Source organism: Mesorhizobium sp. B2-4-3 (assembly GCF_006442815.1).
GTDB lineage: Bacteria > Pseudomonadota > Alphaproteobacteria > Rhizobiales > Rhizobiaceae > Mesorhizobium.
Window position 1 is genome coordinate 145,291 of the sequence record NZ_VFVL01000002.1, and the last position, 24,152, is coordinate 169,442.

The following is a 24,152-nucleotide window of genomic DNA, read 5'->3' on the forward strand; positions in this document are numbered from 1 at the left end:
CATGACGCTGTTCGTCTTCCTGGCGGTGCTTTCGGCCGCTGCCATGCATGCGATCTGGAATGCGCTGGTCAAGGTCCATCTCGACCGCTTCCTGTCGATCACCCTGATGACGCTCGGCATGGGTTTTGCGGCGCTGTTCGCGCTTCCCTTCGTCGAGTTTCCGAAGGCCGAAGTCTGGCCCTACATCATCGCCTCGGTGATCTTCCACATGGGCTATCGTACCTTCTTGATCAGCGCCTACAAGGCCGGCGATTTCGCCCAGACCTATCCGCTGGCGCGCGGCACCGCACCGCTGCTCTCGGCGCTCGGCGGCATCGTCGTGGTCGGCGAGGTCCCGGCGCCGTTCGCCATCCTCGGCATCGTGCTTCTGTCGGCAGGCACGCTTGTCATGTCGTTCCGCGGCGGGGCATATCTGGAGAAGCTCAATCTGCGCGCGGTCGGCTTCGCGCTCGGCACATCGATCTTCATCGCCAGCTACACGCTGTCAGACGGCAGCGGCGCGCGGCTTGCGGCAACCGCGCAGAGCTATGCGGCCTGGCTGTTCGTCTGCGATGCGACGTGGGCGCTGTTGTTGTGCATCTTCTTTCGCGGGCCGCGGTCGCTTCCGGTGCTGGCGCGCGACTGGAAAGCCGGCCTGTTCACCGGCGTTCTCAGCGGCGCGGCCTACTGGATCGTGATGTGGGCAATGACCAAGGCGCCGATCGCCTCGGTCGCGTCGCTGCGCGAGACCTCGATCCTGTTCGCCATGCTGATCTCGGTGCTGGCGCTGGGCGAAAAGATGACGGCCTGGCGCGCAGCGGCGGCGCTTGGCATCGTTGCCGGTGTCGCGGCGCTCAGGATGGGATAGAGCGGTTCGCGTTTCACGGAAACGGCGAACCGTTCTATCTCTTGTTTGACGCAATTCCGGACGGAAACCGTTTTCCTGAAATTGCTTCGGCAGCTGTCCGTCAGCCGAGCACGGTCATCACCTGGCCGCGCTTTTCCGGACTGAAGCGGATGACGACGATGATACAGACGGCGACCACGCCGGCAAACAGGGCCAGCGCATAGCCATAGCTGCCTCCCGGCGCTTCGGCGATGCCGGCCTGATACGGACCGCCATAGGAAGCGGCGAGATTGCCGGCCTGATAGATGAAGCCGGGCAAGGTCGCCCGCACCGAGCCCGGCGACAACTCGTTGAGATGCACCGGGATGACGCCCCAGGCACCCTGCACCGCCACCTGCATGATGAAGGCGCCGATCGCCAGCATGAAGGGCGTGGTCGTATAGGCCCAGAGCGGGATTGCCGGCAGGGCGATCAGGCAGGCCAGCGTGATGGCGTTGATGCGGCCGATCTTCTCGGACAGAGCGCCGAATGCCAGGCCGCCGACAATCGCGCCGATATTGGCGACGATGGTGATCCAGCTCACCGTGTGCGGATCAAAGCCGTGCTGCTTCTTCAGGAAGGTGGGATAGAGGTCCTGCGTGCCATGGCTGAAGAAGTTGAAGAACATCATCAGCACCACGGCATAGAGCGCGATGCCCCAGTGGTTCCGCAGCGTTTCCAGCAGTCCTGGCCGCGTCTGGGCGCGGCCCTCGACGAAGGCCGGCGATTCCGGCACATGCGAGCGGATGAAGAGCACGATCAGCGCCGGCACGAAGCTCAAGAGGAACATGGCGCGCCAGCCGAAGGTGAAGTCGCCGATCTTCTGGCCGTAGAGCAGCCCGTAGACCACCGCAGCCAGCAGGTAGCCGGCCGGATAGCCGCATTGCAGGATGCCCGAGACCATGCCGCGCGCGCTCGGCGGTATGGACTCCATGGCAAGCGAGCTGCCGAGGCCCCATTCGCCGCCCATGGCGATGCCGAACAGGGCGCGCAGCGCCAGGAATATGCCGAGATTGGGCGAGAAGGCGGCTAAAGCGCCGATCACCGAATAGCTTACGATATTCAGCATCAGAATGGGCTTGCGGCCGTATCTGTCGGCAAGCATGCCGAAGAAGAACGCGCCGATGAAGCGCGTCGCCAAGGTCAGGAACAGCGCTTTGGAGACCGCCGGCACGTCGGTCTGGAATTCCGTTGCAATATCGGTGAGCAGGAAAGTCAGAAGGAAGAAATCAAAAGCGTCGAGCGTCCAGCCGAGGAACGATGCGATTACGGTTTTCTTCTGCTCGGGGGTGAGGTTCAAGGCAGTCCTCCTTTTGCATCCCCCAGAGGAACGATATGTTCCAGGGCGGGCAAAAGAGAACGGGACAGCTGCCGGTTTTAAGCCGGCGAGCGGTCACATTTGCGTCACGTCGAGATCGATGACCATCAGCCCCTCGGTGCCGTCTTCGAGGGCGGCGACCAGACGGGCGCCGGCGCGCTGATGCGCCTCGTGCACCAGATAGGCGTCGCGGGCCGCGGCGTCGCGGAAGTCGATGGTGAAGCCGTGGCCGAAGCCGCGCCCGAACGGCTCGGGGCTGACATTGGCGCTGAACTGCACCTTGCCCACGCCTTCGATGACGGCGCGCAGCGCTTCGAGATCGGCGTGGATCGCCGCGCGCTCGGTTTCAGGAACGTCGTCGCGAAAGCGGACAAAGACGCAATGCCGGATCATCGTTGTTGCCTCATGCCGCCTGGTTGCCCTTGAACACGGCCGGCGGCAGCGGCTCGCGGCCGAGGATGAGGTCGGCGCCTTTTTCCCCGACCATGATCGTCGGCGCATTGGTGTTGGAGGAGGGGACGCGCGGCATCACCGAGGCGTCGCAGACGCGGAGACCTTCGATGCCGCGCAGCCTCAGGTCCGGCGTCACCACGGCCATCGCATCATGGCCCATGCGGCAGGTGCCGACGGGGTGGTGGTCGGTCTTGGAGGAGCGGCAGGCATAGTCGATGAGGTCGGCATCGCTCTGCAGGTTTGGCCCCGGAAGCACCTCGCGAAGCACGTAGGGGGCAAGCGCCTTCTGCCGCATGATCTCTCGCGCCAATCTAAGGCCCTTGATCGACATGTCGCGATCATAGGGATCGGACCAGTAGTTTGGATCGATGAGCGGATGATCGGCCGGGTCGGCGCTCTTCAGCCGCACCGTGCCGCGCGAGCGCGGGCGCAGGAAGGCGGAGTTGAGCGTCACGCCGGGGTTCTTCAGCTTCTCGACGCCCGCCTCGATGCCGGAGCCGAGGCCGAGATGGAACTGGATGTCCGGCGAGGCGGCGGTCGGGTCGGCGTACCAGAAACCGCCGGTTTCGAACAGGCTCGAGGCGACCGGCCCCTTCTTGAGCAGCAGGTACTGCAGACCGGCCCATAGGGTGCGGTGCAGCTTGGCGTAATTGTCGTAGGTGTGGTCGCCAGTGCATTCAGCGATCACGAACAGGTCGAGATGATCCTGCATGTTGGAGCCGACGCCGGGCAGGTCATGCACGGGCGTGACGCCGGCAGATTTCAGGTGGTCGGCCGGGCCGATGCCCGACTGCATCAGGAGCTTGGGCGAGCCGATCGCGCCCGACGAGACAATCACCTCGCGTTCGGCGCGCAGGATCGTCCTTTCGCCGCCAGGTTTGTCGACGATCTCGACGCCGATGGCGCGACCCTTCTCGACGACGACGCGGGTGACCAGCACATCGGTCCTGACCGTCAGGTTCTTGCGGGCGCCGATCGGCTTCAGATAGGCGACGGAGGCGGATGAGCGCCGTGCATTCTTTTGGGTCAGCTGATAGTAGCCGACGCCCTCCTGGCTCGCGCCATTGAAGTCCGGGTTGAAGGGTATGCCCATTTCCTGGCCCGCGCGGAAATAGGCCTCGCAGATCGGCAGCGGCGAGATCGGGTTCGAAACGCCGAGCGGGCCCTGGTCGCCATGGAAATCGTTGGCGAAGCGCTGGTTGTTCTCGGCGCGCTTGAAATAGGGCAGCACGTCGCGAAAGCCCCAGCCGGTCAGCCCCTCTTCCTTCTCCCAGGCGTCGTAGTCGCGGGCATTACCGCGCGTGTAGATCTGGGCGTTGATAGACGAGCCGCCGCCGACGACCTTGGCCTGCGTGTACCAGAAGACGCGATCCTTCATGTGCCTCTGCGGCACTGTCGACCAGCCCCAGGAGGCGATGCCCTTGGTCATCTTGGCGAAGCCCGCCGGCATGTGGATCAGCGGATGCCAGTCCTTGCCGCCGGCTTCGAGCAGCAGGACGGAATTCGACGGATCCTCGCTCAGCCGGTTGGCGAGAACGCAGCCGGCCGGACCGGCGCCGACGATGATGTAGTCAGCCATTGTTCCTCACAATCGTGGCACGGAGAGCGCGCCGTCGACGTCGATGACCGATCCTGTCGAAAAGCCGAATTTTCCGGACGCAAGCGCGGCCACCACAGCGCCGATGTCACTGGCCTCCCCCCAGCGTTTTGCCGGCACCAGGCCGTCGTCGATCAGCGCGTCATATTTGGCGGAAACGCCAGCTGTCATCTCGGTGCGGATGATGCCCGGCCGGACCTCGAACACGCCGATATTTTCGGGTGCAAGCCGCAGCGCCAGGTTCTTCACCCACATCGAAAGCCCGGCCTTTGAGATGCAGTAATCAGCGCGTTCCGGCGAGGCCATTGCGGCGCTGACCGAGGTGTTGGTGATGATCGATTTGGCATGGTCGCCCGGTGTTGCCAGCATGGCCTTGGCGACGGCCTGGCTGAGGAACACCGTGCCACGCAGGTTGATGTTCAAGGCGCGATCGAAATTCTCGGGCTTCAACTCCAACAGGTCGCCGCGAAGCACGGCGCCGACGCCGGCATTGTTGACCAGACAATCGATGCCGCCGAAAGCTTTCGTCGCAGCATCAACGAGCGCAGCGTGGCTTGCGAGATCAGCGATGTCGCATTGGGCGTAAGCGAACTTCGCGCCGCGCGTATTGATGTTTTCGGCAAGTGCGGCCGCAGGCTTCTCAGCAAGATCGGCGATCAAGAGGTCGAAACCGGCATCCGCCAGCGCTTCGGCGCAGGCCAGCCCGATGCCGCGCGCGCCGCCGGTGACGATAGCTGCGGGGCGGCTCATGCGGCAAGCTCCGTCCTGCGGATGTGATCGGCAACCCGCAATGCTTGCGCCGCGATCGACAGCGCCGGATTGACCGCCGCCGAGGTCGGCAGGAAGCCACCGTCGACGACGAACAGGTTTTGATGGTCCCAGGCGCGGCAGAAGGGATCGAGCGGCGACGTTGCGGGGTCGTTGCCCATCTTCACGGTGCCGCATTGGTGCGAAGGCGTGCGCTTGTCGAAGGGGCGCGACAGCACGATCGGATAGCCGCAGGCGCGAAGGTTCTGGCGCATCACCTTGGTCAGGCCTTCCAGCGACTGCATGTTGGAGCGTTGCCACTGCATGACGATCTCCTTGCCGTCGACCATGATGCGGCTTTCGGGATCGGGCAGGTCCTCGCACATCAGGTACCAGTCGACGGCGTGGCCGGCCATGTAGTCGAGCGCGAATTTCGGCATCGTCTTCACATTGGCCTTGAGCATGTTGCCGTCGATCTTGCCGAGCAGCTGCACATTGCCGAGCGGCTTGCCGTCCTTGCCGTCGGACAGGTAGTAGTCGTTGAGCATCAGCGTCTTCTGGTAGACGCTATCGTTGCGACGGCGCGGGTCGATCGCCAGCATCGCGCTCGAATTGTGGTTCATGAAATTGCGCCCGACCTGGTCGGAGCTGTTGGCGAGGCCTTTGCCCGTCGCGGAGGGCGAGCGCAGCAGGATGGCGGCCGAGTTGATCGCGCCCGCCGACAGGATGACGAGCTTCGGCGACAGCGTCTTTTGCGCACCGTTCTGGGTATAGTGGATGGCGGCGATTGACCCGCCGTCCGGGGTGGTTTCGAGCCAGTCGACATGCGCGCCGGTTTCGAGCCGGATGTTCTTGTCGGCAAGCGCGGCCGTCAGCGGTCCGGTCTGCGCGTCGATCTTGCCCTGGCCGGTGTTGGGGAACGCATCCCAGCCAGTCCTGCCTTCCTTCAGCCAGGCCTCGATGTCGACGCCGAGCGGCAGCGAGGCGGGATGCAGGCCGAGGCTCTTCAACTCGGCGCGGGCGCGCGCGATCGGCGGCTCGTCCGGCACCGGCTTGAAGGCGTAGGGGATCGAGTGGAACGGCTCCGTCGGATCCTCGCCGAGCGTACCGCGCACGCGAAAAAGCTGCTCGGCTTTCGAATACCAGGGCTCGAATTCGTCGTAGGAAAACGGCCAGGCCGGCGAGACGCCGCCGAAATGCTCGAGCTCGGAAAAATCCTCCTTGCGGTAGCGGATCAGCACCGCGCCGAAGAACTTCGAATTGCCGCCGACATAGTAGTAGTTGCCGGGGTTGAAGGCAGCGCCGCCAGCCTCGCGCCACATCTCCTTCGGCCGGTAATGCTCGTCGACGAAGATGGAGCGCGTCGAGCGCGCATGCGGCGTCGCGGGCAGCGGTTCGCCGCGCTCAAGGATCAGGATCGAGGCGCCGCTGCCGGCCAAGCCGGAGGCGATCGTGGCGCCGCCGATGCCGGAGCCGATGATGACGATATCCGCGTTTGCCATAGCTTTTAAAGAATGCGCTTCTCGGTCGCGGGGTCGAAGAACACCGCCTTGCTGAGGTTGAAGGCTAAAGGCGTGCTGGTACCGGGCTGGATCCTGGCATCGGCCCTGAGCCGCGCCACCACGCCTTTGCCACCGAGATTGGTGACGGCGAAAGTGTCGGAGCCGGCCGGCTCGACCACTTCGATATGGCAGTCGGCGGTGGCGATGTTCGAACCGTTGCGTTCAGCACCTTCCGGGTCGGTCAGCGCTTCGGGGCGCACCCCGAAGATCACCGACTTGTCCTTGAAAGCCGCAAGGCCGGTGGGCGCGCCCGGTATCGGCAGCACGATCGGCTGGCGCGCCTCGCGGTCGAGCACCACGGAGAGCCCATTGCCATTGCCGTCGATCTTGGCTGGGATCAGGTTCATCGCCGGCGAACCCATGAAGTCGGCGACGAAGATGTTGGTCGGGTTGTTGTAGATCTCGGCCGGCGTGCCGAATTGCTGCACCTCGCCGTCGCGCATCACCGCGATCTTGGTCGCCAGCGTCATCGCCTCGATCTGATCGTGCGTGACATAGACGATGGTCGTGCCGGTCGTGGCGTGCAGGCGCTTGATCTCGATGCGCATGTCGACGCGCAGCTTGGCGTCCAGGTTGGAGAGCGGCTCGTCGAACAGGAAGAGTTTCGGGTCGCGCACCAGCGCCCGGCCCATGGCGACGCGCTGGCGCTGGCCGCCGGAAAGCTGGCTGGGCTTGCGGTTGAGCAGGTGGCCGATCTGCAGGACCTTGGCCACCTTGTCGATCGCAGCCTGACGCTCCGCCGCCGGCACGCCGCGCATCTCCATGCCGAAGGCGATGTTGCCGGCCACCGTCATGTTGGGATAGAGCGCGTAGCTCTGGAACACCATGGCGATGTCGCGCTTCGAGGGATGCAGGTCGTTGATCGCGCGGCCGTCGACGCGGATCTCGCCCTCGGTGATCTGCTCCAGGCCGGCAATGGTGTTGAGCAGCGTGGACTTGCCGCAGCCGGACGGGCCGACCAGCACCAGGAAGCCGCCCTTTTCGAGCTCGACATTGATGCCCTTCAGGATCTCGACATTCCCGAAGCGCTTCTTCAGCCCATCAATTTCCAGAAAAGCCATGATCGTTCCTTCAGAAAAATAGGGTCAGCCCTTGACCGCGCCCGCCATCAGCCCGCGCACGAAATAGCGGCCGGCGACGACATAGACGATCAGGGTGGGGAGCGCGGCAATCATCGCCGCCGCCATGTTGACGTTGTATTCGACGACGCCGGTCGAAGTGTTGACGACGTTGTTCAGCGCCACCGTCATCGGCATCACGTCGCCGGACCCGGCATAGGCGGAGGCGAACAGGAAGTCATTCCAGATGTTGGTGAACTGGTAGATCACCGTCACGACGATGATCGGCAGCGAATTGGGCAGCATGATGCGCCGGAATATCTGGAAGAAGGAGGCGCCGTCGACCTGTGCCGCCTTGACCAGCTCGGTGGGGAAGGCCTCGTAGTAGTTGCGGAAGAACAGCGTGGTGAAGCCAAGGCCGTAGACCACGTGGACGAAGACGAGATTGACGGTCGAATTGCCGAGACCGAAATTGAAGCCGGTGGCGTTTTGCAGGGTGACGCCGAAGCGGCCGAGGCTGCCGAGGATCGTCGCCATCGGCAACAGGACCGACTGGAACGGAATGAAGCAGGCAAACAGCATCATGGCGAAGACCAGCGTGTGGCCGCGGAAGCGCCATTTGGTCAGCACATAACCGTTGAGCGCGCCGAGCAGCGTCGAGATCAGCACCGCCGGCACGACCATCTTGATGGAGTTCCAGAAGTAGCCCTTCATGCCGACGCAAGTCAGGCCCGAGCAAACTTCGCTCCACGCCTTTATCCATGGCGCGAAGGTCGGCGCATGCGGCAGCGACAGCATGTTGCCGTTCTGGATCTCGTCCATGGTCTTGAACGAGGTGACCAGCATGACGAAGAGCGGCATCAGATAGAAGATCGCGAACAGCGCGAGCAGCCCGTAGATCACGATGCGGTTGAGCGTCCTGGCGCGGACGCCGCTTGCGGCCTGGCGGGCGGGTGATGCGACGGCGCTCATCGCGACTTCTCCCTGAGCTCGGAATAGAGATACGGAACGATGATGGCCGTGATGGTCATCAGCATGATCACCGCGCTCGCCGAGCCGACCGCCATTTCGTTGCGCTTGAAGGTGAACTCATACATGAAGTTGGAGGGCAGCCAGGCCGAGCCGCCGGGGCCGCCGCTGGTCAGCGCCACCACCAAGTCATAGGACTTGATGGCGAGATGCGCGAGCACGATGAAGGCCGACAGGAAGACGGGCCGCAGCAGCGGGATGACGATGCGGCGGTAGAGCTGGAAGGCGGATGCGCCGTCGATCTGCGCCGCCTTCATGATCTCGCCGTCGATGCCGCGAAGCCCGGCCAGGAACATCGCCATGACGAAGCCGGAAGCCTGCCAGACGCCGGCGATCACCACCGTGTAGATGACGAAATCCTTGTTCTTGATCCAGTCGAAATGGAAGCTCGTCCAGCCCCATTGATGTAGCGTCTGCTCCAGCCCGAGGCCAGGGTCGAGGAACCATTTCCAGGCGACGCCGGTGACGATGAAGGAGAGCGCCATGGGGTAGAGGTAGATCGGCCTCAAGACACCTTCGCCGCGGATCTTCTGGTCGAGCAGGATCGCCAGGAACAGGCCGAGCGCCAGGCAGATTCCGATATAAAGGAAGCCGAAGATGCCCATATTGGTGATCGAGGTGTACCAGCTCGACGGCGGGTCGCTCTCGAAGGTCCAGCGCCACAGCCGCTGATAGGCGCGGGGGCCGGTGATGGCATAGGACGGGAAGGTCTTGGAATTGGTGAAGGACAGATAGATCGTCCACAGGATGAAGCCGTAGACGAAGACGATCGTCGCCGCGAAGCTTGGCGCCAACACGATCTTCGGCAACAGGTCCTGCAGCCGCGAACGGACCGACGCGCCAGGCCGGGCGTCGTGCTCCGGTGTCAGCTTGATCTGGGTTTCGGCAACTGTGCTCATCGGCTTGTCCAGTACCGGTTTGTCACGAGACCGACCGGCGCGAACCCGCGCCAGCCCGAGCAATCCCGGACCTTGCTTCGGTAAGAGACCTCCTCCGCCAGGGCAGGGGAGGCTCAGTTCAAGGCACGCTTACTTGGCGTCGTCGATCGCCTTGACCAGCTCGGTCACGGCTTCGTCGGAGGTCTTGATCTGACCATGGACGAACTTCGACACGACATCCTTGTAGGCGTTGGCGACGGCCGGCGGGGCGCCGTAGCCCTGCGCCAGCGAACCGAACAGCGTGCCGCCTTCATTGGCCTTCTTCAGGTCGGCGATGCCCTTCTTGCCGCAAGCGTCGAAGTCGGTGTCCGGCACGTCGGTGCGGGCCGGGACAGAACCCTTCACCACGTTGAAGGCCGACTGGAAGCTCTTCGACAAAGTGGCGGTGGCCAGCGCGACCTGGGCGGCCTTGCGGTCGTCCGGAACGTTGAACATGCCGAACATGTCGGAGTTGTAGATCACCGAGCCGTCGGTGCCCGGGAAGCGATAGCACAGGAAGTCGGTGCCCGGGGTCTTGTTGGCGGCGTGGAACTCGCCCTTGGCCCAGTCGCCCATGACCTGAACCAGCGCGTCGCCCTTGATGACCATGGCGGTGGCGAGGTTCCAGTCGCGGCCCGAGAAGTTCGGGTCGACATAGGTGACCAGCTTGGCGAGGTTGTCGAACGACTTCTTCATCGTGTCGGACTTGAGCGACTCTTCATCGAGGTCGTTCATCGCCTTCTTGTAGAACTCCGGACCGCCGGTCGACAGCACGACGGAGTCGAACATGGTGGCTTCCTGCCAGTTCTGGCCGCCGAGTGCCAGCGGGGTGACGCCGGCCGCCTTGGCCTTGTCGAGCAGGGCCACGAAGTCGTCGAAGGTCTTCGGCTCGGTGCCGCCGATCTTGTCCATCACCGCCTTGTTGATCCACAGCCAGTTGACCGAGTGGACGTTGACCGGAGCCGCGACCCACTTGCCGTCATAGACGGAGAACTTCTGCAGGGCGGCCGGAACCGACTTGTCCCAGCCTTCCTTCTTGGCCGTCTCGGTCAGGTCGCCCATGACGCCGGCGGCGGCGTAGTCGAGCACGGTGTAGCCGAGCATCTGCGATGCGGTCGGATAGTTGCCGGCCGCGACCATCGCCTTCAGCGCGGTCATGGCGGCGTCGCCGCCGCCGCCGGCCACCGGCACGTCCTTCCAGGCATAGCCTTCCTTGGCCAGATCCTGCTTCAGCACGTTCAGAGCAGCCGCTTCGCCGCCCGACGTCCACCAATGCAGCATCTGCACTTCCTTGACGTCCGCGGCATGCGCCGAGAACGCAAAGCTCGTCGCAAGAGCCGTTCCGATAAGCAGTTTGCGCAACATGTACTACCTCCCTTGTTGCATGCACATGACCGGCGGGTGTCCGCCGGGGTCTCCCAACTCAGCCGACCCACCAACCGGTGCGCTGGCCGCGATGAAACTGGATAGTCTTTTCCTCGGTATAATCCTCGACGGCGCGCTTGCCGAGTTCGCGTCCCAGACCGGACTGCTTGTAGCCGCCGAAGGGCAGTTCGGGATAACCTTCCATGAACGTATTCACCCAAACCGTCCCCGAACGCACACCGCGCGCCACCGACATGCATGTGTCGACGTCGGCGCTCCACACCCCTGCAGACAAACCATAGGGCGTGTTGTTGGCAATGTGCAATGCCTTTTCAATCGTTTCAAAAGTGAGCACGGACAGCACCGGTCCGAACACTTCCTCGCGCGCGATCGCCATATCCTCTGTAACGTTACGGATGATGGTCGGATCGAGATATTGGCCGGCATTGGATGCAAGCCGGGCGCCACCGGTGAAAACGTTGCCGCCGTCGGTTTTCGCCGCCATTACATAGCCGGCTACCTTTTCCACATGATCGGCCGAGATCATCGCGCCGACCTTGGTGCGGTCGTCGAGCGGATCGCCGACGCGGACCTTCGCGGACAGCGCCTTGACCGCGTTGAGGAAGTCGTCGGCTATCGCCTCATGCACGATCAGACGGCTGCCGGCATTGCAGCATTCGCCGGCGTTGAAGAAGCCGCCGAACACCGCCGCGTCCGCCGCCGCCTCGAGGTCGGCGTCGGGGAAGACGATCTGGCCGTTCTTGCCGCCGAGCTCCATCGAGACCTTCTTCAGCGAATTGGAGGCGGCCGCCATGGTTGTCTTGCCGACACGGGTCGAGCCGGTGAAGGAGATCATCTCGACCAGCGGATGGCTGACCATCGGCGCGCCGACATCGGCGCCGAAGCCGGCAAGGATGTTGACGACGCCTGCAGGAAGCCCTGCCTCGAGCAGGATGTCGCCGAGCACGAAGGTCGAGGCTGAGGTCATCTCGCTCGGCTTCACCACCGCCGTGCAGCCGGCGGCGAGCGCGAAGGGCAGCTTCTGGCTGACGATCAGGAAGGGGAAATTCCACGGCGTGATGATCGAGACGACGCCGATCGGCTCGCGCAGCACGACGCCCAGCATATCGTCGCCGAGATTGGCGTAGCTTTCGCCATGCAGCGTGCGGGCGAGCGAGGCGGCATAGCGCCAGATGTCGATCGCGCCGCCGATCTCGCCGCGCGCCTGGGCGATCGGCTTGCCGGATTCCAGCGCATCGAGGCGGGCGATGTCTTCCAGCCGAGTCTCGATCAGGTCGGCCGTCTTCATCAGAACCGCCGCGCGTTCCGAGGCCTTCATGCGCGGCCATGGGCCGGTCTCGAAGGCCTTGTGCGCGGCCTGGACCGCAGCCTCGACGTCCGCCGCGCCCGCTTGCGCATAGCGGGACACGACGAAGCCATGGCCGGGGCTGGCGCGCTCGATCGCGCGGCCATCGCGCGCTTCGATATGCTTGCCGTCGATCAGGAGCTTGTAGGTCTTGGGCGCCTGGGACGCCTCGGCCGGCATGGCAATGTTGAGCGGTGCGTTCATCGTCTCTTCTCTAGGATCTCGAAAAGGCAGGTTTCTGCTTGGCCTTGAAGGCGCTAACGCCGGCTTTCAGGTCGGCGGTGAGCGCTATGAAACCGCTGGCCAGCGCCTCGGTCGCGGCGGCGTTTTCCTCGCCCTCGGCAATGCCGATCATCAGCTTGGCGGCCTCGGTTGCCAGCGGCCCGCGCTCGGCGATTTTTTCTCCCCAGGCTTTCGCCTCGTCGAACGCCTTGCCCGTCTCGACCAGCCGGTCGACGATGCCGTGCGCGAGTGCATCGGCTGCCATGAAAATCTCGCCGCTAATCGCCATCCGGCGCACGATCTGTGCACCGAAACGGCGCACGGCGCGCTGGGTGCCCGACCAGCCCGGCACGACGCCGATCGAGGTTTCGGGGAAGCCGAGCTTCACGTGGGGTTCGGCGACGCGGAAATCGCAGGCCGCCGCCAGCTCCAGCCCGCCGCCCAGCGCATGGCCGGACAGCACCGCGATGGTCGGCTGCCGCAGGCGCGCCAGGCGATCGAAGACGCGGTGGCCATAGCGCACCCATTGCACCTGGAAGTCGGCGGCGCTCATGGCACCCCAGGCCTCGACGTCGCCGCCGGCGCAAAAGCCCTTGCCTTCGCCGCTGAGGAGCACGGCGCGGACGCCTTCGGCCAGTTCCGCTACGTCGAGCGCTGCTTCGAGCGCGCGCAGCATCGGGATGTCGAGCGCGTTGAATTTATCCGGCCGCCGCAGCGTGACGATGCCGATGGCGCCATCCTGTTTGAAGGTGACGAGACGCTCAGCCATGCGCGCCTCCGAGCGAGGCGCCGCCGTTGAGCGACAGGCCGATCGGCCTGTCCCGATAGAGTGCATCCGGCGTCACCTTGAGGTCGTTGGCGACGCCAAGCGGAATCTCGGCCTGCGCGAGCACATCGCGTTCGAGGTCGATGCCGGGCGCGAGTTCCGTCACCATAAGACCATCGGGCGTCAGCTTCATTACGCAGCGTTCGGTGACATAGGTGATGTCCTGGCCTTGCGCGACGGCGCGTTTTCCCGAGAAGGAGATGTGCTCGACCTCCTCGACAACCTTCTTGACCTTGCCTTCCTGGTCGATGCGGATGGCACCGTCAGCCAGCGAGAGCTTGGCGCCGGCATTGAAGAAGCCGGAGAAGACGATCTTCTTCGCCCGCGCGGTGATGTCGACGAAGCCGCCGGCGCCGGCGGTCACATGCGGCCGCGCCGAAAGCTTCGAGACGTTGACCGAGCCGTGGCGGTCGATCTGCAGGAAGGAGAGCAGCGAGGCGTCGAAGCCGCCGGCCTGGAAATAGATGAACTGGTGCGGCGAGGGCATGATCGCCTCGGCGTTGGAGGCGCAGCCGAACTTGAAGTCGAGCAGCGGCACGCCGCCGACCGCACCCTGCTCGATCACCCAGGTGACCTTGCCGTGCTGGCCTTCCTCCAAGAGGATGCGCGGCACGTTGGCCGAGATGCCGAAGCCGATGTTGACGGCCATGCCGTCGCGCAACTCCATGGCGACGCGGCGCGCAATCACCTTCTGGACGTTCATCTCCGGCGTGCGGAAGGTCGACAGCGGCCGGAAGATCTCGCCCGAGATCGCCGGATCGTAAGGGGTTTGTGTCGTCTGCAACTGGTCGGGCGCCACCACGATGTGGTCGACCAGAACGCCCGGCACGCGCACGTCATGCGGCTTCAGCGTGCCGTTCTCGACGACGCGCTTGACCTGCGCGATGACGATGCCGCCATTGTTGCGGGCGGCAAGCGCCTGCTCCAGCCCGCCGAGATAGGCGCCCTCATGCTCGTAGGTGAGGTTGCCGCGTTCGTCGGCCGTGGTGGCGCGGATGATCGAGATGTTAGGGACGATGGCGCGGAAATAGAGCCATTCCTCGCCGTCGAACTGCTCAACCGAGACGATCGGCTCGCTGGCCGCCGCATTCATGGCGCAGCCCTGGTGACGTGGATCGGCAAAGGTGTCGAGGCCGACCTTGGTCAGCACGCCGGGACGTTTGGCGGCGGCCTCGCGATGCATGTCAAACAGGATGCCGGAGGGCACGTTGTAGGCCGCGACCGAATTGTCGCCGATCATCTTCCAGATCTGCGGCGGCTCGGCGGAGGAGGGGCCGGACGGATAGGAGCCGCAAAGCGTGCGCTTCAACAGACCCGGCTTGGCGAGATGGTCGATGCCCTTGATGCCATACATGTCGCCGGCGGCGATCGGATGCAGCGTGGTGATCGCCTGCGGATGGCCTTCCGCGTCGAAACGCTCGCCGATCGCGGCAAGCACGGCATCCGGGCAGCCGAGCCCGCTCGACGACGACACCGAGACGACCATGCCGTCCTTGATCAGGCTGGCGGCGTAAGTCGCGGAAACAACCTTGCTCAATTTCCGCTCCCGAGTTTCGGATCGATGGAAACGGTCTTGCCGGTCTTCGCCGACTGCAAAGCCGCTTCGGCGGAGGCCAGCGACCAGATGCCGTCCTCGCCGGTGGCCGAAGGCTGGCCTTCGCCGCGGATCGCGGCATGGAACTGGCTGAGCGAACGGGCGTAGAGGTCCTCGCGGTCGAAGCTCAATTCTTCTTCGCCTTTGGCCGTGCGCAGGAGCACCGAGCCGACCGGCTTCTGCGTCATCACATTGCTGGCGATCAGCGAGCCTTCCGATCCGTGCACCTCGAAGCCAGTGCCGGCGAATTTCGTCGTGAAGCCTTCATGCGACTGCGCGATGACGCCCGACCTGAAGCGCCAGATGCACATGGCGCCGTCCTCCAGGCCGCCGCCGGCCATGCCGGCCGACTGCGTGAAGGCCGAAATCTCGACGGGATCGTCGCCGAGCACGAAGCGCAGCGTGTCGGCGTCATGCACGGTGATGTCGAGCACCACGCCGCCGCCGGCCTCAGGTTTGGCGATGCGCCAGCCCTGCAGGTTTTCCGGCAGGTAGACGGAATGGAAGACGCGCGCCGCGACCGGCTTGCCGATACGGCCGGCGGCAATCGCCTCGCGCATGGCGCGATGGGCGCCGGCATTGCGCAAATGGTGGTTGGTGCCGAAGACGATGCCGGCGATCTTGGCTGCCGCAACCATCTTGCGGGCATCGGCGCTGGTCAGCGCCAGCGGCTTTTCGCACAGCACATGCTTGCCGGCCTTGATTGCGGCAAGACCCTGCTCGAGATGCAGTTCGTTGGTGGTCGAGATGTAGACGGCGTCGATGTCCGAGTTGAGCAGCGCGTCGAGGGTCGAGACGGCGGCCGGAATGCCGTTCTCTCCGGCATAGGTCTTGGCGCGCTCGGGATTCGAGCTCATCACGGCGGCGACATCGCCATCGGCCTGCGCGCGAATGGCGTCGATCATGAACTGTCTGGCGATCGTGCTGGCGCCGATCAATCCCCATCGCACGCTCATGCCGCGTCCCCCACCTGGCTGTTGCGGTCCGGGCCGCTGCTTTCCCGCACGACCAGGCTGACGGCGCCGATATGGTCCTCGGCGCGCGTGGTGCGCGACTGGATCATCTTCAGCATAACGTGGGCCGCGCGTTCGCCGAGACCCGCGGTGTCGACGGCAACGCTGGTCAGCGCCGGACTGTAGTGCTCGGCCTCGGCGACGTCGTCGAAGCCGACGACGGCAAAGTCCGCTCCCGCCTCGAGACCGCGTTTGCGCAATGCCAACATGACGCCGAAGGCTACCGCATCGTTGAAGCATAGCGCCGCGGTCGGCGGTTCGGCCGCGGCGAGCGCCGTCTCCAGGCAGGCCATGCCGCCCTTGCGGCCGGTCTCGCCCTCGACGATCAGCCGGTCGGAAGCAGGGATACCGAGCGTTTCGCAGGCTTCGAGGAAGCCGCCCAGGCGCTCGTGATAAACAACGAGATCGGACGAGCCGCCGAAGAACGCCAGGCGGCGATGGCCCTTGCGGATCAGATGCTCGGTGGCAAGCACCGCGCCGCGATGATTGTCCGGCGTGATCACCGGGATGCGGCTGTCGGGCAGGCGGCGCATGGCAAAGACGATCGGCACGCCGACCGTCTCGATGCGGCGGAAGGCGCCCGGCGTGGTGCCGCGCGCCGGCGAGACGATCAGGCCGGCGACGCCCTGCTCCATCAGCGACTTCAGCACCTCTTCCTGGCGCACCGGGTTTTCCGCCGTGTTGGCGATGAAGGGGACGACGCCCGCCGCCTGGAAGACGCGCTCCATGCCGACGGCAAGCTCGGCGAAGAACGGGTTGGTGAGATCGTTGATCACCATGCCGATGACGTTGGAATGGGCCTTGCGCAGATTGGCGGCGCCGCGGTTGTAGACATAGCCGACATCCTCAATCGCCTTGCGCACCTTGGTCGCGGTTTCAGGCCGGATCAGCCCGCTGCCCTGCAGCACGAGCGACACCGTCGATTTGGACACGCCGGCCTCGCGGGCGATGTCCAGGATCGTCGCCTTGGCCCGGCTGGCCATCCTCGTCCCGTCCTCCGAGTTTTTTGAACTAGTTTATTGGAACGTTCTAATCATCGTTCGAAATCAGAGTCAATTGCGATTCCGATGAGATTCAAAAAATTGATTGGAGCGGTTCAAAATCTCAACGAATGCAAGGATTATTCTCTAGAGGCACGATGCTGTACCGACGCGGGTGCCTTGAATCATAAAGGTTCTTGATTTATTGGAACGTTCCATTTATAGCGGCCGCAACGGGAGAGTTCCATGGACATCATCTTGCCTGTGGCAAACGGCGACCTGGTCAGCTACCGGCTCGTCGGCAAACCAGTCGAGCCGAGCATGGGCGCGCGGTTTTCACGCATCGCCTATGCCGCCGCCCACGTCGTTGCCGACCCCATCGCCATGACCGATCCATGGTCGCGGCCAGCAGTCGACTGGGACAGGACGATGGCGTTTCGCCATCATCTGTGGCGGCTCGGCTTCCACATCGCCGAGGCCATGGATACCTCGCAGCGCGGCATGGGTTTCGACTGGGCGAGCGCGAAGGAGCTGATCCGCCGCTCGATCGCGGAGGCCAAAACGGTGCCAAGCGCCGACCTCGCATCGGGAGCGGGGACCGATCACCTGGCGCCGGCGGCGGCCAAGACGCTCGACGACGTCATCCACGCCTATGAAGATCAATTCGCCTTCATCGAAGGCGAGGGCGGCAAGGCGATCATGATGGCGAGCCGCGCGCTGGCGAAGGTGGCAAAAGGGCCGGACGATTATGCCCGCGTCTACGGCCGCATGCTCTCCCAGGCGTCGGGCAAGGTCATCCTTCACTGGCTGGGCGACATGTTCGATCCGGCGCTCAGGGGCTACTGGGGCAGCAACGATTTCGACGCCGCGCTCGACACGGTCGTCGCCATCATCGAGCGGCACGCCGACAAGGTCGAGGGCATCAAGATATCGCTGCTCGACGCGGAAAAGGAAGTGCGGCTGCGCGACAGGCTGCCCGACCGGGTGGTGATGTTCACCGGCGACGATTTCAGTTATCCGGAACTGATCGCCGGCGATGGCAGGCGGCATTCGCACGCGCTGCTCGGCATCTTCGACGCCATCGCACCCGTGGCAAATGCCGCGCTGGCGAAGCTGGCAGAAGGCGACAAGGCCGGTTACGACGCACTGATGGCGCCGACCGTGCCGCTGTCGCGCAGGATCTTCGAGGCGCCGACCGAATACTACAAGGCCGGCATCGTCTTCATGGCCTGGCTGAACGGCCACCAGGACCATTTCACCATGATCGGCGGCATGCAGTCGGCGCGCGGCATATGCCATTACGCGGACGTCTTTCGCCTCTCCGACCAGGCCGGCCTGCTGGCAGACCCCGATCTTGCTGCCGCCAGGATGAAGACCCTGCTGGCGATGTCGGGCATCTGAGCCTATCCCCCGCGCGGGGGATTTGCGTTCCGCCGGTAAATCGTATTCGCTTGCCGAAAATAGGTGCGGACGAATATGGCAATGCCGGACAAAGTCGCCCTGGCAGGCAAAGTCGCCCTGGCAGACAAGGTCGCCCTTGTCACCGGCGTTACCGGGCAGGACGGGGCTTATCTGGCTGAGTTGCTGCTCGGCAAGGGCTATGTCGTCCACGGCGTCAAACGCCGGTCGTCCTCTTTCAACACCGAGCGCGTCGACGACATCTATGTCGATCCGCATGAGAGCGGGGCGCGCTTTTTCCTGCATCATGGCGATCTGACCGACGCGACCAATCTGATCCGCCTCGTGCAGGAGACGAAGCCCAGCGAAATCTACAATCTCGGCGCGCAAAGCCACGTCCAGGTGAGCTTCGAGACGCCGGAATACACGGCCAATGCCGATGCGCTGGGGACATTGAGGCTTCTGGAAGCGATCCGCATTCTCGGCCTGGAGAAATCGGTGCGCTTCTATCAGGCTTCGACCTCGGAGCTTTATGGCGAGGCGGCCGAGGTTCCGCAAAGCGAGAGCACGCCGTTCCGGCCGCGCTCGCCTTACGCGGCGGCCAAGCTCTATGCCTACTGGATCACGGTCAATTACCGCCAGGCCTATGGCATGTTCGCCGCCAACGGCATCCTTTTCAACCACGAGAGCCCGACGCGCGGCGAAACCTTCGTCACCCGCAAGATCACGCGTGCCGTCGCCGCGATCCATCACGGGCTGCAGGACACGCTCTACCTCGGCAATATCGATGCGCGTCGCGACTGGGGCCATGCGCGCGACTATGTCGAGGGCATGTGGCGCATCCTGCAGCATGACGAGCCGGACGATTTCGTGCTTGCGACCGGCGAGGCGCATTCGGTGCGCGAATTCGTGGAACTCGCCTTCGCCGAGGCCGGACGCACCATTCGCTGGCAGGGCAACGGCGCCGATGAAGTCGGCATCGATGCTGCCACCGGCGCCGCGCTGGTGCGGATCGATCCGCGCTACTTCCGGCCGACCGAAGTGGACACGCTGGTTGGCGACGCCGCCAAGGCAAGGAGCCTCTTGGGCTGGTCGCACACCGTCGGCTTCAAGGACCTAGTGGCGGAAATGGTCCGCGCCGACCTGGCGCGCGTCGGCAGCGCAAGACGTAACGGTCGTTCCACCTAGAGATTGCGTTATGGACAAGAGCTTCGATCTAAAAGGAAAGCGAATTTTCGTAGCCGGCCATCGCGGCATGGTCGGCTCGGCGCTGGTGCGCCGCCTGGCGGGCGAGGATTGCGAGATCGTGACGGTGGCGCGCAGCGAGCTCGACCTTCTAGACCAGGCCGGCGTGCGCCGCTGGATGGAGGACCGGCGGCCGGACGCGGTGATCATGGCGGCCGCCAAGGTCGGCGGCATCCTGGCCAATGACAGCTTCCCGGTGGATTTTCTCTACGAAAACCTCGTCGTGCAGACCAACGTCATCGAGGCCGCCTTCCGCAGCGGGGTGCGGAAGCTCCTGTTCCTGGGCTCGTCCTGCATCTATCCGAAGCTTGCGCCGCAACCGATCCCGGAAGATGCGCTGCTCACCGGCCCCCTCGAACCCACCAACGAATGGTATGCCGTCGCCAAGATCGCCGGATTGAAACTTTGCCAGGCCTACCGACGGCAATATGGCGTCAACTACATCTCGGCCATGCCGACCAACCTCTACGGCCCGGGCGACAATTTCGACCTCGACAGCAGCCATGTCGTGCCGGCGCTGATGCGCAAGGCGCATGAGGCGAAGCTCACCGGTCAAAAGACCCTGCAGGTGTGGGGGTCGGGCCGGCCGATGCGGGAATTCTTGCATGTCGACGACGCGGCCGACGCCTTTGTCTGGCTTTTGAGGAATTACTCCGGCGACGGCCAAGTCAATGTCGGGAGCGGCGAGGACGTCACCATCGCCGAGCTTGCCGGCACCGTCGTATCGGTCGTCGGCGCCGGCGCCGCCATCGTGTTCGATCCGACGAAGCCGGACGGCACGCCGCGCAAGCTGATGGATGTCTCGCGCCTGTTCGCGACCGGCTGGCGTCCGAAATACGCGCTGCGCGATGGATTGAAACAGACCTATGCGTGGTTCCTCGAACATGTCGAGAAGGGCGACATCCGTCTTGGCGCGGTATGACCCAGCCTCGACCGTGATCGCCGCCACCAGGACCGACGGTTTGGGCGGCCGCCTTCTGGCAATGGCGAATGCGAAGGCGCTGGCCGACACCTTCGGCTACCGCTTTGGATTCACCTGGAACCGAAGGGCCGCGGCCGACAAGACGTTCCATACCGTTGAGATCGCCGACAGGATCTTTTCGCCCGATTTCATCGAGAAGCACTGGCTGGGCGAGAGCATCAAGGCGTCCGACTTAGGCATTCTCGACCCAGCTGCCCTCGCTGGGCGCGACCTTGGCGAAGTTGCGAAAGAAAAGAAACTGCGCGGCTGGATTTGCGACGATATCGATGTCCTGCAAAGCGATGCGCCGCAGCTTGCCAGGCGGGCGCAGGCGTTGCGCAGTTTCGACTATTCGGCGCCTGTGAAGGAGGCAATCGCCGCCGCCGATCGAAGCCGATTTCCTGGCCCGATGGCGGCACTCCATCTGCGCAGCGGCGACATCGTGCATGGCAAGCACCGCGCCAGCCTGGTGTTTGCCGACAAGGTCATTCCTTCGACGCTTGCGCGTGCAATCGTTTCGGAGCTTTCGTCGCGAGGCATGACGTCGCTGCTGATCGGGCAGCACCGTCCGACGCTGGATTATCTCAGAGCCGAAACCGGAGCGATGCTGACCAGCGATTTCGGCGCCGACGCATTCACGGACGAAACGCTAAACTCGTTTTTCGAGATGGCGCTGATGGCGCGCTGCCGGCAAATCCATTCGGGAAGCAGTATCTTCGCCGAGATCGCGTCGCTGATGGGCGGTGCGCCTCTCACGCATGCGACTGCCTTGTTCGATGCGCCGCGCGCGGCGTCGATCATCATCGACGAGCTGAAGGAGCGCCAGGCGGATTATCATCCGCGCGAGGCGGCCTTCGGCTATCAGGCGGCGTTCCTGGCGATGGAGGATAAGATCTCGCCCGAGCAGACGCGTGAGCTGCTGGAAGAGGCCTATGCGCTCGATCCGGAAAACGATGCCTATGCCCTGAAAATTGCTTCGGCGTGGTTTCGCGAGCGCGATTATGCCGCGGGCGAGGCCGTGTTGAAATCCGTGATGACCCGGCAGTTTCGAGAACGTCCCAAAATCCCGCTGGTGATCATGCGACTGCTTGGCGACTTGCTGTTCCGCAGATATCCGTTCGCGCGGGATTTCGAATTCTTCTTTGCCGCCGGGGAAGCAGGTTGTCCGTATGCCGCGGCATGTTCGGCCTGGATACTCCAGGAAACGACGGCGGACCGGGAGAGGGCGCTGGCGATGGCCGAGCGCGCGGTCAAGGCTGCCCTGGCGGATCCGATCGTGGGGAAGGTCAGGCAACGCATCCTGCAAGGCAAGAGACCGAAGACCGGTCTGCTTGCCAAGGCAAGATGGCGGATCGCCTGGCTGCGCGGTCTTGGAGCGTGGTAGTCAGGGCCTTCGCCATATCCAGAATGGCGGGATCGCGCAGTCCGGATGGAAGATCAGCGTCGTTGCTTCCGGCTGCACGACCGCGGGCGCGGTTTCGTCATGCCGCGCCAGATCGTCCAGCAAGGGCCGGATGCGCTCCTTATCGAACGTTTCGCCCGGTATCGTGGCCAGCGTATCAGCATGTGCCGCCGCCCAGCGCAGTGCCCCGACCAGCCCCGGTCCGTCCTTAGCCCGATATGCCCAGAGATCGTCGTCGACCGAGGACAGGATTCGCGCCAGCGATGTCCAGCCCTGCAAGGCAAACATGGCATAGTGCCTCGGGCGGGTGCGCGACAGCTCCTCCGGCTGGGAACCGTCGGCCGCGATCTGGTCCGCGATCCTTTCGCGGGCATGGAGGCCCGCTTTCGCAAGCGCCGCGCCGTCGCCCAGGAATGCCGCGATGGCCGCCCGCTGCAGATCGAAGAAAACGCCGTGATTGTTCAACCGGTAGAATTCGAATTGTGCGGCCGGCGCGGTATCCAGCCATTCGCAATATGATCGAAGCCATGCCCTGAAGGCCTGGCTGTCCCGCTCGTCCAGCGCGCCGCTTCGCTCGATCAACCGGACGGCATCGAGAAAGAAGTAGAGGTCCACGAGTTCGAGGATGCCGTATCCCGGGCCTTCATTGTTGTCGCGGCCCCAACGCACCTGCGCATAACGCATGTTCGGGTTCATTGCGGTCGCGGGGTCCAGGAACCATGTGCGCACGAGCCGTGCCGCATGACCGGCGTAGCGTGGCTCGCCAAGCACGGTCGCGGCCAAGGCAAGCACGGCGGTGTCGTCGAGAACTTGTTGCAGACGTGTTCGATCGTAAGCTTCGCTTCCCACCGCATATAGTGCCGTACCGGGAGCATGCTCGCCGTCGCGCCGGATATAGGGAAGGCCATCCGGCTTGCGTGGATCCGGCCACCAATATGGCGCCGGCTGGAAATAGTCGTGTGGATCGCCGCTGGGCGCACAGCCGCTCTTGTCCATGACGCTGAACGGACCGCGCAGAAGCGCTTGCTCCGCGCAGGCACGCAGCTCCTGTCGAGCATGCGCGTCCTGTCCTTCGCGCGCGGCGACGAGCCTGTCCTCGTCGTAAAAGGCCAGGCGGGCCGGATCGAGCTTTTGGCCGATCGCGGCGGCGTCGCAGCGGTCGAGCATGGCGACGATCGCCTCATCGCGCTTGCCCAGCCGGGCGCGGAAGCCGGCCCGGCCGATTTCCAGATGCGCATGCCCGGAATCCAACCGCGCGACCCAGCCGGCTTTCTGGAAAAGCCCGGCATCCTGCGAAAGGCGTGGGCGCGAAAAGTCCCATGCGTCGTCGCGAAAGCGGTCCCATGGTCCGGGGACGCCGAGACGCCAGAGCATTTCGATCTTCGGACGGCGCCCGTAGCCGTATTGTTCATCGAACAGCTCGACCGTATCGTTGCGAAAAATGATCTGCGGCTCTTCGTTCGCCGGCGGAATGAATGTCTCGTCGAGGAGGAGCGCGTTGTCGACGATGCGCGCCATTGGCACGACGACATAGTGAAAATAAGGATCTTGCTCGATCGCCGCGCGGATCTGCCGGAAGGCCGGCCGCGTCAGATAGCAATTGCCGTCCCAGGGCAGCAGCCATTTGGCACGCCCGCGGGCAATCTCGAGCGCCGCGTTGCGCGCGCCGTTGTTGTTCATCGCATAGAGGTTCTTGCGGTGCCGGACATGCGTTTCGTAACGCGACGCATTGTGCCCACCTGGCCGGTTGTCGGCGCTGGTAAACCTGGATTCGTTCGCCGCCAGCCCGTCGGTGTTCCAAGGAATTTGCCGATAGGCGTCGGGCTCGAACGGAATTGTGTGAAAGCCCTGGCCACGGCTTTGCAGGAGTTCGACGATGCGCGCCTCTTCGTCGGGGGCCGTTATCCGGTTGACGATCCAGAATTTCTCGCAGTCCGCGAACTCAGGTTCATTGTCCAGGATGAACCGGACATTGTCGTATGACTGGCCTTTCCGATGCCGCGGCTCCAGGTCATTGCCGATGATGCGGACAAGCATGAAGCTGTCCTTCTCGGGAGCGGATTGCGACGCTTCGTGAGCTCGACGGGCGGCATCGACGCGCTGTCGTGCCAGACGATCGCGGGCGGCCTGCTTTTCCGCCCGTTCGCGTATCCGGGCGAGAGTGGCAATCGGCGCGCCGCCATGTTTGCCCGCCCGCTTGAGCTCGAGATAGACGCGCAACCAGACCGGCCGCT

20 protein-coding genes are annotated in these 24,152 nt (G+C 64.2%); 5 read left to right on the forward strand and 15 right to left on the reverse strand.

Annotation, left to right across the window (positions count from 1 at the left end):
- Window position 1: 1 nt before the first annotated feature.
- Window positions 2–847, forward strand: coding sequence for an EamA family transporter (locus FJ956_RS03020; RefSeq protein WP_140673661.1), 846 nt, complete (start codon window positions 2–4; stop codon window positions 845–847).
- A gap of 100 nt (window positions 848–947) precedes the next feature.
- Here FJ956_RS03020 and FJ956_RS03025 read toward each other — a convergent pair whose 3' ends face one another.
- The 14 genes from FJ956_RS03025 to FJ956_RS03090 all read right to left on the reverse strand — a co-directional run bounded on the left by FJ956_RS03025 (window position 948) and on the right by FJ956_RS03090 (window position 16,915).
- The gene (locus FJ956_RS03025; RefSeq protein WP_140673663.1) at window positions 948–2,165 is read right to left on the reverse strand and encodes an MFS transporter; all 1,218 of its coding nucleotides are present in this window, start codon (window positions 2,163–2,165) and stop codon (window positions 948–950) included.
- Window positions 2,166–2,258: 93 nt separating this feature from the next.
- Window positions 2,259–2,576 (reverse strand): Dabb family protein, encoded by a 318-nt coding sequence (locus tag FJ956_RS03030; RefSeq protein WP_140673665.1) that lies wholly within the window; start codon window positions 2,574–2,576, stop codon window positions 2,259–2,261.
- A gap of 10 nt (window positions 2,577–2,586) precedes the next feature.
- Window positions 2,587–4,215, reverse strand: coding sequence for a choline dehydrogenase (locus FJ956_RS03035; protein ID WP_140673667.1), 1,629 nt, complete (start codon window positions 4,213–4,215; stop codon window positions 2,587–2,589).
- Between the two features lie 6 nt (window positions 4,216–4,221).
- Window positions 4,222–4,983: a 3-ketoacyl-ACP reductase gene (locus FJ956_RS03040; protein ID WP_140673669.1), complete on the reverse strand. Its 762-nt coding sequence runs from the start codon at window positions 4,981–4,983 to the stop codon at window positions 4,222–4,224.
- The gene (locus FJ956_RS03045) at window positions 4,980–6,482 is read right to left on the reverse strand and encodes a GMC family oxidoreductase (protein WP_140673671.1); all 1,503 of its coding nucleotides are present in this window, start codon (window positions 6,480–6,482) and stop codon (window positions 4,980–4,982) included. The genes FJ956_RS03040 and FJ956_RS03045 overlap by 4 nt, the downstream gene beginning before the upstream one ends.
- 5 nt (window positions 6,483–6,487) lie before the next feature.
- Window positions 6,488–7,603, reverse strand: a complete 1,116-nt coding sequence (locus FJ956_RS03050; RefSeq protein ID WP_140673673.1) for an ABC transporter ATP-binding protein — start codon at window positions 7,601–7,603, stop codon at window positions 6,488–6,490.
- 24 nt (window positions 7,604–7,627) lie between these two features.
- Entirely contained in the window at window positions 7,628–8,572 is a 945-nt protein-coding gene (locus FJ956_RS03055) for a carbohydrate ABC transporter permease (RefSeq protein WP_140673675.1), read from the reverse strand.
- A complete protein-coding gene (locus FJ956_RS03060) occupies window positions 8,569–9,528 on the reverse strand; it encodes a sugar ABC transporter permease (protein WP_140673677.1) in 960 nt (319 codons plus the stop codon). The genes FJ956_RS03055 and FJ956_RS03060 overlap by 4 nt, the downstream gene beginning before the upstream one ends.
- Before the next feature lie 129 nt (window positions 9,529–9,657).
- Window positions 9,658–10,911, reverse strand: a complete 1,254-nt coding sequence (locus FJ956_RS03065) for an ABC transporter substrate-binding protein (RefSeq protein ID WP_140642310.1) — start codon at window positions 10,909–10,911, stop codon at window positions 9,658–9,660.
- A gap of 58 nt (window positions 10,912–10,969) precedes the next feature.
- Complete coding sequence (locus FJ956_RS03070; RefSeq protein WP_140673679.1) at window positions 10,970–12,481, reverse strand: aldehyde dehydrogenase family protein; 1,512 nt, start codon at window positions 12,479–12,481, stop codon at window positions 10,970–10,972.
- Window positions 12,482–12,491: 10 nt separating this feature from the next.
- On the reverse strand, window positions 12,492–13,268 hold the full coding sequence (locus tag FJ956_RS03075; RefSeq protein WP_140673681.1) for an enoyl-CoA hydratase/isomerase family protein: 777 nt from the start codon (window positions 13,266–13,268) through the stop codon (window positions 12,492–12,494).
- A complete protein-coding gene (locus tag FJ956_RS03080; RefSeq protein WP_140673683.1) occupies window positions 13,261–14,862 on the reverse strand; it encodes an acyl CoA:acetate/3-ketoacid CoA transferase in 1,602 nt (533 codons plus the stop codon). Before FJ956_RS03080 ends, FJ956_RS03075 begins: the two co-directional genes overlap by 8 nt.
- Entirely contained in the window at window positions 14,859–15,875 is a 1,017-nt protein-coding gene (locus FJ956_RS03085) for a Gfo/Idh/MocA family oxidoreductase (protein ID WP_140673685.1), read from the reverse strand. Before FJ956_RS03085 ends, FJ956_RS03080 begins: the two co-directional genes overlap by 4 nt.
- Window positions 15,872–16,915 carry a LacI family DNA-binding transcriptional regulator gene (locus FJ956_RS03090; protein ID WP_140673687.1) on the reverse strand — a complete coding sequence of 348 codons (1,044 nt, stop codon included), beginning with the start codon at window positions 16,913–16,915 and terminating at the stop codon, window positions 15,872–15,874. Before FJ956_RS03090 ends, FJ956_RS03085 begins: the two co-directional genes overlap by 4 nt.
- 243 nt (window positions 16,916–17,158) lie before the next feature.
- Between FJ956_RS03090 and FJ956_RS03095 the strand changes: the two genes are divergently transcribed.
- From FJ956_RS03095 to FJ956_RS03110, 4 genes are all read left to right on the forward strand, one after another.
- Window positions 17,159–18,313: a dihydrodipicolinate synthase family protein gene (locus tag FJ956_RS03095; RefSeq protein WP_140673689.1), complete on the forward strand. Its 1,155-nt coding sequence runs from the start codon at window positions 17,159–17,161 to the stop codon at window positions 18,311–18,313.
- A gap of 81 nt (window positions 18,314–18,394) precedes the next feature.
- Window positions 18,395–19,498, forward strand: a complete 1,104-nt coding sequence (gene gmd, locus FJ956_RS03100) for a GDP-mannose 4,6-dehydratase (RefSeq protein WP_140673691.1) — start codon at window positions 18,395–18,397, stop codon at window positions 19,496–19,498.
- A 10-nt stretch (window positions 19,499–19,508) separates the two neighbouring features.
- Window positions 19,509–20,477 (forward strand): GDP-L-fucose synthase, encoded by a 969-nt coding sequence (locus FJ956_RS03105; protein ID WP_140673693.1) that lies wholly within the window; start codon window positions 19,509–19,511, stop codon window positions 20,475–20,477.
- 13 nt (window positions 20,478–20,490) lie between these two features.
- Complete coding sequence (locus tag FJ956_RS03110; RefSeq protein WP_246671983.1) at window positions 20,491–21,900, forward strand: hypothetical protein; 1,410 nt, start codon at window positions 20,491–20,493, stop codon at window positions 21,898–21,900.
- On the opposite strand, the gene FJ956_RS03115 is transcribed toward FJ956_RS03110, so the two are convergent.
- Window positions 21,901–24,138, reverse strand: a complete 2,238-nt coding sequence (locus tag FJ956_RS03115) for an alginate lyase family protein (RefSeq protein WP_246671984.1) — start codon at window positions 24,136–24,138, stop codon at window positions 21,901–21,903.
- Window positions 24,139–24,152: the final 14 nt, after the last annotated feature.